Source organism: Rhodoferax sp. GW821-FHT09E07, from assembly GCF_059416145.1.
The window spans coordinates 76085-90252 of the sequence record NZ_JBWKOP010000007.1; the positions used below are offsets into that span (position 1 = coordinate 76085).

Consider the following 14168-nt stretch of genomic DNA (forward strand, 5'->3'; position numbering starts at 1 on the left):
CGGGCGGCCGTCAGAGGGAGTCCAGGGTCTTCTTGACGTTGCCACCCGCTTCGGTCATGGCTTCCTCGATCTTAGGAATCTGCAGTGGAGCGGGCTCCAACGACACACTCGCTTGGTCAATGCCACCCATGGTGACGTCGATCTGCTCCAGCGTCTGGTCAATCTCGGGTAGCACCTGGGCATTCTCCAGCTGTACCTCTTCCAGAATGGGCAGCAGTGGTGGCACAGGGGGTTTGTCGGGGAGGGTATTCAGGTTAACCGGCGCCACATCGCTGGCGGGCGCTGCTGCGGTTTCAGGGGGCTCCGGCCACCCTTGCAGCATGTGGGATGGTGCACCCAGGCCGCGGAGTCCCTGCAACGGCGCTTGCGCTGCCAGGAACTCGCGCATGCGCTGGATGACTTCGGCATCAGACAGCATGGTCACGCCCTAGGCTCAACCCCGGGGCTCTTTGATGCCTAGCAGGGAGAAGTATCGGGTAATGTCCCCCTCCTCGCGCACTATTTCCTGCATCAGGTCCGCCAACGACATACGGCCCCAGGTCACGGCGCGCTTGACCAGATAGGGCGTCGGGCTGTGGGGCTCGGTTCTCTGCAGGTAATCCGCCACGGCTTCAAGCATACGGTAGGCATCTTCACGGCTGTTGATGGGGCCCATGGCGTTGTCACTTTCAGGTAGGGAAAGGGGAGGCGGCGCCGGCACCACGGCGGGCTCAGCAACAGGTAATGCGGTGGGTACTGTCACAGGCGCCGGGGCGGCAGGCAGGACAGGGGCAATCACCACGAGCGGGGCAGGTGTTTTGACCTGGGGTTCACGTCCTGCGATCAGGGTGTCGCACATGCGCTGCATGCGCTGCAGCACCTCTAGCACCTTGGCCACGCTGGGGGCCTGCATCCCCATCTTGCGGTTAAGTGCCTGCGTGAAGGCCTCCCAGGCGGCCATGCTGGCCAGCAGCAGGTTGCGGTTGTCGATGAGGAACTGCAGTTGGGCGCCGTTGGAGCCGGCCACGATTTCCGAGCGCGTAGGGATGGGACTGTCCACCACCACATTCTTGGAAGAGGGAGTACTCTTGGTCTGGGTCGCCTTCTTGGCTTCCGGCTTGCGATTTTCCAGGGCCAAGGCCTGGTCCCAGTCGAACACGTTCACGGCACTGGGCATGCGCTCCGGCAAATGCATCAGCGGCACGCGCAGCATTAGCACGCGCGGCAGGTTCTCATTCATCCAATACAGCGGCGCGATGCGAGCCTCATCGTCGTCGGCTTCGATCTGAGGGTGGGCGGTATCCCAGTAATGGTCTACGAGGCCGGTGATGAGCCGCACTGCGGCGTGGAAGCCCTGAAGCTGGTGCTGCTGGGTCCACGCTTCGCATAGCCAGGCAGCCACCTGGAAATCTTTGGATCGCCCCCGCAACAGGGCCGATGCGTTGTCGGCCACTGTACGCCAGTCGGCCTTCTTCAAAGGACGCTCCCATTCCCGCATGGGCAATCGGGGGTCTTCCTCTTCCCGCGCCACCCGAATCGCCATGTACTGCGGGTCATAGCGCATGGAGGGGCCGGCAGGCAGTTCACCCGCTATGGGAACCAGCAGGCCCTCGATGTCCGGCAGGAATGCATCAACGTCGTTCATGGACTCGCAGTTACTGGCCGTTGAAGTCTGGCGCCTTGACGGGGAAGGAAACCGGCCAGACCTGCGGCGTGCGCTTCCCGACCGGGTACAGGGTTAACCGCAGGAATACCTTGGCACGCGTATCGGGTTGGGCACCCTTGCCGGGTTCGGTACCGGTTCCCATGGGGAACTCCATCCGCAGCAGCTGCGTGCGCAGATCACCACGTCCGCTAGGGTCTGATTCGCGCTGGCGCTGCACCATGCGCACCAGAGACCAAGTGTCGGTAAAGCGATAAGTCACTGTTTTTCCGTCGACAGACATTGCAGGCTGCTGGGGATCGGGCAAGGCGTTGCCCTGGATGTCCTTGGCCAAACGCAGATTGAGCGTGACTGGCATGCCGGGCTCCCAGCGCATCAGGCGCGGGGTATCACGCAACTTGATGGTTTGTGGCCCCACGTCCAACGACCAATCGATGACCTTGTTGCCTTCCACCTCGCCCGCTTGGTTCGCGCGGAATTCCGCCATCACGTCGTAGCCAGGCACCATGCCATCTTCGGGTGGGTATAAGGGCGCGAGGAAGGCGCGCACACGCTCAAACTGATCGGAGAATTTGCGCACCGCCTGGGACGACGGGGCTGCACGGTTTGTGGCCTGCGGGTCCTTGAGGACACGCGCCAGCTTTTCGGAGGTCTTGAGCAACTGGTTGACGTCCTCGTAGTCCGCATCGATGGCGTCCTTGGTACCAGGTGTAGCAAATGGAGCTCGTCCTGCAACCTGGCCATTGAATGTGTTGGCAAATGCGGTCCATTGCTCCAGCTGCTCGGCATAGCGCAGCTCATTGCAGCGCTTGAGCAACGCACCGTACACCTGCACATGGCGTTCCGCAAAGTAGTCAGCCGGTCGGCTGCCTGGCGACTTGCCAGCTAACTTTTCGGCACAACTATTGCGATCCGCCTCTACACCGGTGGTGAGCAGGAACTGCTCATACAAGCCCAGGCTGCTGTTGGGATTTTTGCTGCGGTAGCGTTCCAGTTCGCGGTTGATGGCCTGCCAACGGCTGGCCAGCTGGCCATCGGTCGAAATTTTGTCCAGCGACGGCAGGTAAATTTCCGCCTGCCGCCCCAGAGCATCGGCACGGTTGAACTGCAGTGCCAAGTACTGTTGCATGGCCTGGATATCCGGGACGCCAAAGGCCTGCAACAGAGGTCCACGATCACCGGACCAATAGCTAAAGTCACGCCCACGAATCGCATAGAGGTCAGACTGATTGAGACTCTTATCGATCTGGCGCAGGCGCACACTGGCATCGGCTGACACCAGGCGCTGCAGCGTATCGGCAGTGGCATTGGCGCCTAGATCGGACAACAAGGCCTCCACCTTGACCAGCCGTCCGCGCGCCACGTCAAACGCGTTGGCATCGGTCACATTGGCTGGGTCCACCCGGCCGCTCACCGACAGGGCATCCACGATGCGGTCGTTGATCAAACGCGCAAACTGTACATTCAGGAAGGCCACCACACCCGGGCGGTTCGCCGGAGGGAACTTCAACAGGCCTTCGGCCATGAAACGTTTGTGCATGTCACCGAGGGCCAGTGCCTGGTCCAGCTTGGCAACATCCCAAAGCAAGGCGCCCTGCGCGGGGATCTCCGGAATCTCGCGGTCTCCCGGCGGAGTCATGAAGGGCTGTGCCAGCAGACCCGTGATGGCATCACGCAACCCCAGACGCTGGACAGACAGGCTATACCGCGCCTCCTTTTCCTGCCAGACGATGTCACTTTGCTGCTCCGGGTTGGAACGCGCAGAAAACTCGGAAGAGAATTTCAGGAATTCGTTAACAGCACGCTGGCGAACCTGCTCGGCAGCCTCGGGGCCCAACAACCGCGTCGCCTGCGCAATCCGATCCAGCGCCGCGGCATAGGCTTTGCCCAGGTCGAAATTCAGCTCATGCATCCAACCACCACGACCCGTGGCCAGCATGCTCTCCTGCTCACGGATGATGTCCAAAATTTCCTTGTAGCCAGCCACCGTTTGTGCATACCCGGCAACCCGGAAGTCGGTGGACAGCAACCGGTAGCTCAGGGCGGTCAGTTGCCGCTCGATCACCATCAGGTCGTTGTTGACAAAGACGCGCTGGTCCAGCGAATTCATGCCCTTGACCAAGGAACAACGCACAGCTTGCTGCATGTGCATCACACTCAGGCCATTGGAGGTGCCAGGACCGGAATCGCTCTTGCGCAGCAAACGCAGACTCTGCGAAATATTGCTGGGCAGCTCAGCACCCAGCGTGTACTTGACCAGCAGGCGCAGGTCGTTGGCATCATTGGCACCGCCCTTTTGCAGGCGCTTCATCGCTTCAACCGCCTGCTCCAGCCGCTCCACCGACGAGATGTATTGCAACATGGCCGCAAACTCGGCGGTGTCTTCTACCGCCAACACGGCTTTGTGCGTGGCGCCTGGCGCGGGAACCGGATTCAAACATTCGCCACCAATGATGAGCTCCGAAGTGCTCTCATCCTGAGGGACACCCGTGAGCTCGGACGCACGGGCGTAGAGCTCTCGCCGAAGGGTGCCGATCGCAATCTCGCCAAACTCGCGCTCCACCCGCTCAACAACACGTGCGTCCAGGTTTTCCCAGATCGGCCAGGATCCCGGCATAAACACCGAGAACATCTTCTGTGTCCCCAGCTCCTCAATCACACCCAGAAGCGTGAGAGTACGGGCTTTGTACCAATCGGATGGAATGGTTTCGGCATTGCGCATCTTCTGGGTTCGGTAGCGGGCGTCTGTTTCGATCTGCTGCAGGGTGGCACTGAGCTGGCTGCTGCGGTGGCTGAGCTGCAGGGTTGCGACAACGAGGCCGATGCTCCATCCACCCAGCACCAAGAAGGCCGTGAACTGCCCCAGTCGCGTGAGCATGGGACGCGCCAAAGGCTGCCGCGAGGGACGCGCCAGCCCATACTCCATGAATATCTTTTTCTCGAACAGATCGCGCAGGAAGGCCGGCTCCTGCATCAGCTGGGACACCAGGTCTGCTGTATCCAGAGAATCCAGTGCCAAGTCGGCATCGGAGTCCAGGGTGTGCGCGCCCGCTGCTTGCGCAGACTGGCTGCTGTCACCCGTAAAGTAAAGACCCCGAAAGAAGAAGGGCTCATGGTAGGCGCTAGGACGCATGAGCTCGTCGGTATAGATCTGCAACTGCGCGCGCAAACCTTCAATCCTGCTGGGCAGCAGGAAAAAGCTGCGGGTATCCGCAAGGGCCTGCTTGCTGGCAAACAACTCGGCTGATGTATCTGAAATGGTCCGAACCACGCCATCCAGCGCCTCGGCAATCCAGATGTCTTGGTAGGTGGTGGAAAGATCGTAGGGTGAAGACCAGCCCAGCATGCCTGCCCGCATGGGCTCTGGAAGAGTACGCGCAAACGCTGAGAATCCGTCGATTTTTTCGCACCCCGATATGGCGACGTATACGGCAAAGCGCATGGCAAACCGGTTTTGCGCCAACCACAGACGGCGATGCGCCAGCCGTGCCATTTTGGCCAGTTCCAATGCAGCATCTGGGCTGGTGTCCATCAGCATTGCTGCGGGCACCGTAATCACCACCGAATCAAAAGGGCGCTGGGGACGATACTTGTGGCAAAGGCTTAGAAACTCGTCCCATGGCTTCTCCGCAGCGTTCTCGTCGTCGGGAGAGCCCAGGTAAGCACCCTGCATCTCCACGACAACCCCCTTGTCAAAGAAATGCCAGGAGATACCCTGAGAGGTAGCCGCGGAAGCCGCCTCTGAACTCAACGCACTGGGCACGCCCGACTGTTCAATCGGCAGGCCACGTGGCTCCATACCTTCGTTCAGCACCAATACCCATGGAATGCCGTAGCGCTCGGAGCGCGAGGCAATATTGCCCTCAATCAGCTCCACCGCCTGGCGGAACGAATTGCGCAAGGAGTCGAAACGCAACTTCGCCAGCTTGGGATCGCTGCCAGGTTTGGCGGAGGCGCTGCGCATCGCGAAATACAGCACCAAGCCGAGGACTGCCAGAACCACCAAGGTCAGCAGGCCCAACGCCATGAGAAACAGGTTGTCCCGCAAGATACTCATTTCGCCGTCTCCTGGCTCAAGGTGCCGCCACTTTGCAGCACATCACGCACCGGCCACGACTCCCAAAGCCAAAGCATTTCGGACACCGCCAACAATCCGAGTATTCCTACAAGAAAAATGACCGTCCATCGGCTCAGGGTCGGCATCTTGCGGGGTGAGAGATGCGACAAGGTACTGGCGTAGGCGCGTTCGGAAAGTACACGATCGCGGCCCGATAGGTCAGCCTGACGCTGGTACACAAACTGAAACAGCTCGGCTCGGAAGCCGGCAAACCGTTCTGTAGCAGCGGAGCCGCGGAACTTGCCCTGAAAACCCAGCGCCAGCGCAAACAAATACAGGGCTGCGATGGGACGTAGCGAAGGCTCGCGATTGGATAACAGCTCTTCGATTTTTTCAAAGATACGGTCTCCTGCCACACTGGTGCGAAACAGGGACGCCTCCAGCAGATGGTCAGTCCAGCGGTCGCGACCTATCCACTCCGTATTGAGCAGCATCTCGTCTGCCAGCGCGGCTTTCAGGTAGCGCGCATCGGCAATGCTTTGTAATTCGGAGCGACTGCCTTCACGCTTGGATTCCAGGGTCTGCAACTCAATCAGCTGTTCCAGATCCTTGCTGACGGCCGCGGCCGCCGCATCCGGCGTAATTTCGCGCATCTCGATCGCACGCGTTTGTGCTTTGGACACCTCCGCGAAGAACGCGCGAAATTGCGCGATCAAATGGTCGTCTTCGTGCTTCTCTTTGATCGGACGGGCCATGCGCAAGTTGCTCCTGTTTCAGTTTCAGCCTTTGACGAACAGCACCATCTCTTGGGGACGTTGCGCCGTGGCGCTCTCCGCAGAGTTGCTGATCACCAACGCCTGACCGGCCAATATCAAGGCTTCATCGAACTTGACGGAAAACAGGGTGTAGCCCGCACTGGCGCGCACGCCAAGCTCCGGCGAGGATTCAATAAAGCGGCGCTCAGCCCCCAGAACCCGGCGCTCGCGCAGGGAGCCATAGCTGGATTGAGATCCCACGATCGCACCATCCATCCATGCGACCAGTTCCCGCTCAGGCTGCCCCCGCAAACCGATGATGAGCTGGGGAGCAATCCATTCGTTTTGCAACACAATTTCGAAAGCGGCGTGACGAAACTCGAACTTGAACTCGCGGTAGTCCTGGCTGATTTCATCCAGCGCACCTTGCAGAGCATTCAACACGGGGGTGAGTGTCGCCAATGGATCTGCGTGGTCATATTCCGGCGGTACCGGTGGCAACCCGCCTGGGCGCAACAAACTTAGAGGCCCCAACAGGCCGCACAAGGCCAAGAATAAATGGTAAGGGTGCAAGGCTGGGGTTCGCATGACCGCCTCTACCATGGGCAAACCTGTCATCAGATTGCGCAGCCGCTCCCTCTGCTCCAAATACGCCAAACGGTCCTCCGTGCGCGACGAAGGCACCGCTGTTTGCTTGGCGACAAAAGCTGCCTTGCCACGCAACTGCGAGACAAACTGGGAGAGACTCTCCCACAGCGCACCTTCCTTCGCGACCTCTAACAGGGGAGGCAGTGCAGAACCTAGCTTGATGACCTCGTTATCCTTGAACACAGTGGCCAGGCGCAGGCTGGTGTACAGGCCGGAGGGCGTTGCACCCGCCGAGAGCGAGAGATTGGGCACAAGCCGCGGCACGTCGGCCGGCAGGGCTTCCGACACCTCGTCTTCCACCGCCACCGTGGCGATGGAGCGAAAACGCGAGGGCGCACCGCTGGATCGCATTCCAGGCGCGATGGGCAACACCAGATGGACATCTACCGCCCCACTGGACATGGCCGCAGCGTAAGGGACCAAATCAAGTTCCAGCACGCCGTGCAAGGCTTCTTGCGCAGAGTGAACCACCGCCGTGCCGTCCGGCAAGATCGCCTCCAGTTGGATCACTCGCAGGAGGCCGGCCGCCAGCAGCGCAGTGTCAATCTTGAGCCGTCGCACACCCCATGCAAAGGGAGCCGCCACTTGCATCTGCCATCCGAGCAAGGCATCCACGCGGCCGGACTCCTGCTGAAAATGCTGCGGCGAGAGCAGCATGCCCTCATGCCATTGAATTCGCGGGCGTGGCGGGCTGGGATTATTCATTGCCCGCCCCCATTTGCCGGTCCATGAGAAAAGTCGTGGTGTCGATCAACATGGAAGATCTCCCGGTTACTTGAGCGGCTGCGCTGTCACTGTGAAATCCTTGGCTCCCAACTGAACCAACACTGTTCCTTGCAGTTGGTCGACCCGAATTCGATGCTCACCTGGCGTCAGGTAGTCAGCAAACATCAGAACTCCAGCTACACGCGACGTCCCGAAGTCACTGGCAGCAAGGCGAAGTATCTGTCCGGGAGCTACTTCATAGCTCTTGTACGTGATGGCCTGAGGGAAAGTTTTTTCCATCTCCCCGCGCGTCGCAAACCACTTGGCAGCCGGCAAGGCGGCCAACATGTTCAGGGCCGCATCATCTTTGAGCATCACCACGTCCAGCGCTACAGGGCTGTTGAGATTGGCGTCGTTAGCGGCAGAGATAGTGACACTGTCCCATCCCAGTTTTGTCCCTTTCGGCGACGCAAAATCCATCATGCCCTTGGGAATGATGTACTCCAGAACTCCACAGGCCGATAGTTGGAGTAGTGCAAAAGCTAGAAGGGCGTGCTTTAGAAAGGTAATCATTTTGTGTTCGAGGGATTATCTACTAGCAATTTCCCGGAAAGGGCAGTTGCAGGCTGCCCCACATTGGAACCCGCGGACCTCTGCCCCACCCCTATCCCAGCAAGAACCATCAAACCGGCCAATACCAGGCAACTAAGCACCAGTAACGAGGCGCTCAAGCGCGTAAACGTGAACTTGACGGGACCCACCATGGAACGTTCGTCGTTTGGCTTGACTTCAATGCGCTCCGACGGCAGTCCCTTACAGACCAGGACAATCAATACGCAACAGCACAGCGTGGACAACAAATTGCGCGGAGCTTCACAAATCAGATCAATGGCCAGGAACAGCGCCAGTGCGGCCTCGATAGGGAGGTTCAGCATGGAGAGAACGACGCTACCCGACCCAACTATGGCAAAGCTACTGGCCCCGGCAGAGGCAAACGCCGACAGCGTGGCACCTACGGCAATCAGAACCAACTCCATACCTTCCAGGGAGTGTCCGTAAATATTTGCGACAAAAACTGCCAGCAACGCAAAGTAGACCGCTGATCCAGCCCGAACAAAGATAGAGGCCGCAGGCACTACCAGCTCCACAATGCCGCGGCTGTAACCGAGCTTGGCACTCATGGCGCGAATGGTGTCCGGCACTCCTGCCGTAGAGCTGGCGGATGTCAGGCTAATGAGCACCGGTGTCTTGAGGTAAGAAGCTACAGTCCACAAGGACGTTGCAGAGTTTCGCCATATCAATGCTGTCGCAAGTGCGGCCAGCAGCAGGGATGACGCCGTGAAGACCGCAATAAACGAACCCATGGACCGCAGCACTTGACCGTCCACGCTGGCAACAAAGTGTGCTGCGAGTCCAAAAACAAGCACCGGTATGAGCAAATTCACCCGAGAAATAATCGTCTCAAAGGTCCGGTAAATGGCCTCAAAAATTCCCATCAACGCGTTGCTCTGAGTCTTGCCCGTGGATGCAAAGGCCAACCCGAAAAGAATGGCGCAAATCAGAATACCCAGTGGCTGACCCTGAGCCAGGGCCCGAAAGAAGTTGTCAGGAAGAAACGCCGCCCAAGCGTGCGCACCGGTGATGGCATTCGGGGCGTCGATCTCAAACAGGGACAACTCAACATTGCCTGCAGCCGAGTTCAACACCACGCCACCCAAATATGCCAGGTTGGCACTGCTCAAGCTGCTCCCTGGGTTGGCGAGGTAGCCCAAGACTGTTCCCAACACGGCTGACAGCAGCACCAACCCCAAGGCAATCACCACAATCATCAGACTCCTGCGTGCTGGCAGCGGTAGCGCCAAGGTCTGGCGCAAGCCAAAGAAGGTGGCGACCACCATCAGCGGGATGGCTACCATATTGACCAGCGCTAAATAGACCTGCCCCAGAACAAAGGCTGGCGCCGCGACGCTGGGGGCAGCACCACCCGCCACAGCACCCGCCAACAGGCAGAGCAGCAGAAGCAGGGGGCTGGAGGCTAACGTCTTCAGGAATCCCATCCCGGCCTGTTCCAGCCCCGCTCGAGGGCATATGTCACTGTGGCACGCGCGAGCTCCAGCGAGCTGTCCACCAATGCCAGCTCCGCAGTGTCCGCATGGCGGCATGCTATGGGGATTTCGGTGCACCCCATGATCAATGCAGTGGCTCCGGCGGTGGCGACACTGCTGCAGGCCAGCGCCAGCGCAGTACCTGCCGCATTAAACTGCCCGGCTTTTACTTCACGGATACACAGGTCCACGTCGTTTTGCGCGCCCTCCGGATCTGGCAGCAGGTAATCAATACCCTCCACCTCCAAAGCCCTTTGGTAGAAGCCGGAAAGCAAGGCCCCACGCGTCGCAAATATGGCCACGCGTGTAGCGGGCACTCTTGGCACGGCAGCGACGCTGGTCTCCGCAATATGCAGCAACGGGGCTCGGCTGCGCTCGCGCAACTGCGCAAACCAGTGGTGGGAAGAGTTGCAAGGAATAGCAATCACCCCCACGCCCGCGTGGTTGAGCAGGTCTATTCCCTCTAGCAACTGCGGCAGCGGGTCGCGACCAAGGCCCAAAATGGCACTGGAGCGGTCGTGGGTATGGGGCAGGCTTGCCACCAGCATCGGAATGTGGTCTTGGTCCCGCGTAGCGGGCGTCAGGCGAACCAATTTCTCCATGAAATCGACCGTGGCCAAAGGCCCCATGCCGCCGAACACACCAATGCGTGACATCTTGCGCCCTCTATATCTTCAGAGGTTTTGCACAGACCACCGAAACCGCGGCGCTGTTTCCAATCACCAGAACCAAGGTACGCAGCATGTCGCAAACGGGGTCAACGGCCAGAAACAGGATGAAGGCGGCCTCAAACGGCAAACCAAGGTAACTGCAGGTCAAACCAACCAAGGACACTGTCAACAGCCCCGTCATGCCCGCAGACGCAAAACCGGCCAGGATGGACGCTGCGATGACGATGGCCAATTCGCTCGGACCCAACACGCGGCCATACAGCTGTGCAATGAAAAGGGTGGCCGCCACGTAGTAGATTACCGGACCAACGCGCAACAAAGACACACTCAGCGGCACGAGCAACTCGACCCGGGAACGCGCAAAACCCAGGCGATCGACCAAACCCTCGATCATGATGGGCATGCACGTGGCGCTGCTGCGGGTAGCGAGGGCCAGTGCAAAGGGCCCACGCAAGGCGCCCAAGGTCTGACTCAGGCTGGCGTTGGATCGCTTCCAGATGATGAGAGTGGCTAGGCCAAGAGCCAAGGCCGACGCCACGGTGAAGGCCAAAACGAACTGCGCCATGGCCTGAAGAGGTCCCAGACCTGTCTTGGCCATTTGCGAGGCACTCATGCACAACAAGATCAAAGGCAGCGGATAGTTCAGCCAACGCATAAGTGTTTGGCAGGCGTGGTAAATCGTTTCCAGCGAATAGGTCAACCCATCCGCAATGCGCGAAGGGACCTGGCCTACGGCAAAACCGAACATCAAGGCAAACACCAACGCCTTCAGCGTCTCACCACCCGCAAGAGCAGCAAAAATGTTGGAGGGGACGATGCTCACCAGCACATCCGCGAAATTGACGGACTTGGCCGGCGCATCAACACCCTGCAAGCTCATGACGGTGTCACTGGAATTGAGATCGTTGCCCACAATCTTCCCAAAGGTCTGGCGTGTCTGGACGGAAAGATCTTCGCCTGGTCGCATCACCAGCAATGTGGCAGCCCCAAGGGCAGCCACCACGATGGAAAACATGACAAACACCAAACCTACACGCGCCAACAAGCTCCCTGCCCCGCCCTCTCGGAACAAGCGCTGCAAGCTAAATATCACGGCGGACACCATGAACGGCAGGGCAATCATCTTGAGCATGTCCACATACACGTCACCGACAATGCCAAGGTTGCGCGCTATGCCGGGTTGGTACAGCCCCAAAGCGAATCCGGCGGCCAGCATAGAGACGACAACCCAGGGGTTGAGTGCGAGCGCATATAGTTTTTTGGAATCAATCATGGAAAACGTCCGTTAGCCTTATTGCGACACTGCTTTGAGAACCTTGTCGATCGTTAACTTTTCTGTTCCCTCGGCAAGGAACTGGTTAACGAACGCCAGCAGGGTCGGGTCCTGAATGCCCACTGCAATCCCCAGGCTGTCTTCCAGATCCTTGAATGTCACAGTGCGCAACGTCAATGACACAGTGGGGTCAATTTTCAGCAGGCGCTTGATCTCAAATTCGTCACGGTAGGCCGCCATGATCTGGCCCTTTTCCAGAGCCTTGAGCACATCGCCCCAACTGGGGAACTCGCGTATTTCGGCGTTGGGGAAGTTTTTGACCGCATAGTCTGCGAATGAAGACTTGGCGATTACGCCAATCGAACCTTTGAAGCCTCGAATCACGGTGGGCAGAGGCTGGTCTCTGGCCAGCTCTGCAAACTTCACACGATTCAGGATGAAGGCATGGTTCAGGCGCAGATAGGGATCGGTAAAACTGATCGTCTGGGCGCGCGCCAAGGTGCGCGACAGCTTGCTGATGCCCAAGTCCGCCTCCTGCCGTGCCACTACCGCCACCACTTCATTGAAGGTTTGTGCGCTGCGGTCAAACCGGACGGTTACTTTGAGTTCCTTGGCAATAGCCTTGGCCAAATCCACTTCCAACCCCACCAGCTCGCCATTGCGGGTATAAAAAAATGGAGGGGAATCCACGCCCAGCATGGCCACGATCAACTCGCCGCGATTGACAATGCGTGCGATATCGGGCGCCAGCAAGCGCCCGTCCGCCACTTTGACCAACGTGGTAGCAGGAAGCGCCGGAGCAACCGGCACCGCGGCCTCCTGAACAACGACGGGCTTGGCTGCAACGGGCGCAGGCGCTGCGCTCTGCGCGGGAACGGCCAGGAACACACCAGCCGACAGGGCAATGCACTGCAACGCCTGGCGTGCAGCAGTTAGTGGCCCACGCGGCATGCGCGGCTTCTCATGGTTCTTGGTCATGTTCATGGTTTGGTTGCAGGCACCATGGGGGCCGCGAATTCGGCCACTCCTGGCACCTTGGGGGGTGCGGGTAAAGCTTTGGAAACGTCTGGGACTGCGACCTTGATGGTCTCGCCTGCCATCTTCTGTCCGATCTCCAAACCGACCAGAAAGAGCAAAATGCAAAGCAGTACGAGGCAAACCACGGTCAAGGTCATCATCCGGGTCGTCATGGAAAAAGTGTATTGCATCAAAGTCTCGCTTCAGGGAACCATGACGGTGGTTTGTCCAGGCACCAGCACCTGAATCACACCGCCCCAGTTGCACATCAATTTGGAAGAATTCTGCAGACTCGGCATTCCGCCCACCATTACCGTGGGGGCCCCGGGAGCCCAAGGCGCGGCGGTGACAGGAACACATGGCATCGGAGTCAAGACACCCAGGGCCGCAGCAGTTGCTGCTGCCACCATGGGGTTGGCAGGGCAATTGCACATGCCAAACGGCATGATATTGACCATAGGCTTGTTGTCCATGATGTTGGCCGCAGGGGTGCCGGTCATCACCCGGTTGGCGGGCAAGACCACGAGCGCACTTGGGGCAACACCAAAACTGCATTGAAGATTGGCCCCCATGGCGACTTGAATGCCCATGTTCAACCCTTCACCAATTGTTCGAGCCGCTGCATGATGCCGGGTTTGGCGCTAGCGCTCTGTATTTCCTCGCCGTTCTGGTCGAAGCTGCGCAGCGCTGACACGGGCTTTCCAGCCTTGTAGTCCTGCGTTTCCAGAATCTTTCCATCCGGCCAGAACCGTGTCACCGTGCCGTCCCGCAGGTTGTCCTTGTAGGAAGCCTTCTGCAGGGGCTTTCCATCACGGCTGAAATCCACAGCATCTCCATTCTGAGATCCGCCACGGTAGACAACCTTGCGAACCATGCGCCCCTCACTGAAGTAGACCGCCTCACCCTCGAGCAGTCCCTGGACATACATCTCTTTAGCGGACACCTCGCCAGCGTCCGAATACATCACACTGAGACCATGCAGCTTGCCTTGCTGATAGCTTTGCTCCATGAGTAGTCGGCCCGCTGCGTAGATGCGCGTGACGCCTTGCTGTACTCCGGCTGCATAACTGGCCTCTTGCAGCAACCGACCTGACGCATCCCGCGTCACCAGCACACCGTTCAGAAGTCCCTCTGCATAGGGGGCCATGACCTCCACCACGCTACCGTTGGCGCTAAACACACTGCAATCACCGTGCAAGACTCCAGCCCGCAAGCTGGCGCGCTGCGTCAACCGACCTTCTGCATCAAATTGCTCGATGGTTTCTGTGGTGGCCATGGAAGGGGTGGCGTCCATA

At 59.1% G+C, this 14168-nt stretch carries 13 protein-coding genes; all 13 read right to left on the reverse strand.

The window, feature by feature from the left end; genetic code table 11:
* Positions 1-10: 10 nt before the first annotated feature.
* The 13 genes from AC07OE_RS14780 to AC07OE_RS14840 all read right to left on the reverse strand — a co-directional run bounded on the left by AC07OE_RS14780 (position 11) and on the right by AC07OE_RS14840 (position 14167).
* Positions 11-424 carry a hypothetical protein gene (locus AC07OE_RS14780; RefSeq protein ID WP_495071337.1) on the reverse strand — a complete coding sequence of 138 codons (414 nt, stop codon included), beginning with the start codon at positions 422-424 and terminating at the stop codon, positions 11-13.
* Between the two features lie 9 nt (positions 425-433).
* A complete protein-coding gene (tssA, locus tag AC07OE_RS14785) occupies positions 434-1624 on the reverse strand; it encodes a type VI secretion system protein TssA (protein WP_495071338.1) in 1191 nt (396 codons plus the stop codon).
* Between the two features lie 10 nt (positions 1625-1634).
* The gene (locus tag AC07OE_RS14790; protein ID WP_495071339.1) at positions 1635-5699 is read right to left on the reverse strand and encodes a type VI secretion system protein; all 4065 of its coding nucleotides are present in this window, start codon (positions 5697-5699) and stop codon (positions 1635-1637) included.
* Positions 5696-6454, reverse strand: coding sequence for a DotU/TssL family secretion system protein (locus tag AC07OE_RS14795; protein ID WP_495071340.1), 759 nt, complete (start codon positions 6452-6454; stop codon positions 5696-5698). The genes AC07OE_RS14790 and AC07OE_RS14795 overlap by 4 nt, the downstream gene beginning before the upstream one ends.
* Before the next feature lie 24 nt (positions 6455-6478).
* On the reverse strand, positions 6479-7807 hold the full coding sequence (gene tssK, locus AC07OE_RS14800) for a type VI secretion system baseplate subunit TssK (RefSeq protein ID WP_495071341.1): 1329 nt from the start codon (positions 7805-7807) through the stop codon (positions 6479-6481).
* A 66-nt stretch (positions 7808-7873) separates the two neighbouring features.
* Positions 7874-8380, reverse strand: a complete 507-nt coding sequence (locus AC07OE_RS14805; RefSeq protein ID WP_495071342.1) for a hypothetical protein — start codon at positions 8378-8380, stop codon at positions 7874-7876.
* Positions 8377-9864, reverse strand: a complete 1488-nt coding sequence (locus tag AC07OE_RS14810; RefSeq protein ID WP_495071343.1) for a dicarboxylate/amino acid:cation symporter — start codon at positions 9862-9864, stop codon at positions 8377-8379. Before AC07OE_RS14810 ends, AC07OE_RS14805 begins: the two co-directional genes overlap by 4 nt.
* Positions 9852-10568, reverse strand: coding sequence for a cysteate racemase (cuyB, locus tag AC07OE_RS14815; RefSeq protein ID WP_495071344.1), 717 nt, complete (start codon positions 10566-10568; stop codon positions 9852-9854). Before cuyB ends, AC07OE_RS14810 begins: the two co-directional genes overlap by 13 nt.
* Positions 10569-10578: 10 nt before the next feature.
* On the reverse strand, positions 10579-11856 hold the full coding sequence (locus AC07OE_RS14820) for a dicarboxylate/amino acid:cation symporter (RefSeq protein WP_495071345.1): 1278 nt from the start codon (positions 11854-11856) through the stop codon (positions 10579-10581).
* Positions 11857-11874: 18 nt separating this feature from the next.
* On the reverse strand, positions 11875-12834 hold the full coding sequence (locus AC07OE_RS14825) for an ABC transporter substrate-binding protein (protein ID WP_495071346.1): 960 nt from the start codon (positions 12832-12834) through the stop codon (positions 11875-11877).
* Between the two features lie 2 nt (positions 12835-12836).
* Entirely contained in the window at positions 12837-13064 is a 228-nt protein-coding gene (locus AC07OE_RS14830) for a hypothetical protein (protein WP_495071347.1), read from the reverse strand.
* A 12-nt stretch (positions 13065-13076) separates the two neighbouring features.
* Positions 13077-13463, reverse strand: coding sequence for a DUF4280 domain-containing protein (locus tag AC07OE_RS14835; RefSeq protein ID WP_495071348.1), 387 nt, complete (start codon positions 13461-13463; stop codon positions 13077-13079).
* A gap of 2 nt (positions 13464-13465) precedes the next feature.
* Positions 13466-14167 carry a toxin-antitoxin system YwqK family antitoxin gene (locus AC07OE_RS14840; RefSeq protein ID WP_495071349.1) on the reverse strand — a complete coding sequence of 234 codons (702 nt, stop codon included), beginning with the start codon at positions 14165-14167 and terminating at the stop codon, positions 13466-13468.
* Between the last annotated feature and the right edge of the window lies 1 nt (position 14168).

What these genes read in the sequence shown, in the direction of transcription:
- AC07OE_RS14810 (WP_495071343.1), bottom strand. Translation starts at nt 9,864, where the DNA reads ATGGGATTCCTGAAGACGTTAGCCTCCAGCCCCCTGCTTCTGCTGCTC.
- cuyB (WP_495071344.1), bottom strand. Translation starts at nt 10,568, where the DNA reads ATGTCACGCATTGGTGTGTTCGGCGGCATGGGGCCTTTGGCCACGGTC.
- AC07OE_RS14805 (WP_495071342.1), bottom strand. Translation starts at nt 8,380, where the DNA reads ATGATTACCTTTCTAAAGCACGCCCTTCTAGCTTTTGCACTACTCCAA.
- AC07OE_RS14825 (WP_495071346.1), bottom strand. Translation starts at nt 12,834, where the DNA reads ATGACCAAGAACCATGAGAAGCCGCGCATGCCGCGTGGGCCACTAACT.
- AC07OE_RS14820 (WP_495071345.1), bottom strand. Translation starts at nt 11,856, where the DNA reads ATGATTGATTCCAAAAAACTATATGCGCTCGCACTCAACCCCTGGGTT.
- AC07OE_RS14795 (WP_495071340.1), bottom strand. Translation starts at nt 6,454, where the DNA reads ATGGCCCGTCCGATCAAAGAGAAGCACGAAGACGACCATTTGATCGCG.
- AC07OE_RS14790 (WP_495071339.1), bottom strand. Translation starts at nt 5,699, where the DNA reads ATGAGTATCTTGCGGGACAACCTGTTTCTCATGGCGTTGGGCCTGCTG.
- tssA (WP_495071338.1), bottom strand. Translation starts at nt 1,624, where the DNA reads ATGAACGACGTTGATGCATTCCTGCCGGACATCGAGGGCCTGCTGGTT.
- AC07OE_RS14840 (WP_495071349.1), bottom strand. Translation starts at nt 14,167, where the DNA reads ATGGACGCCACCCCTTCCATGGCCACCACAGAAACCATCGAGCAATTT.
- AC07OE_RS14830 (WP_495071347.1), bottom strand. Translation starts at nt 13,064, where the DNA reads ATGCAATACACTTTTTCCATGACGACCCGGATGATGACCTTGACCGTG.
- AC07OE_RS14835 (WP_495071348.1), bottom strand. Translation starts at nt 13,463, where the DNA reads ATGGGCATTCAAGTCGCCATGGGGGCCAATCTTCAATGCAGTTTTGGT.
- tssK (WP_495071341.1), bottom strand. Translation starts at nt 7,807, where the DNA reads ATGAATAATCCCAGCCCGCCACGCCCGCGAATTCAATGGCATGAGGGC.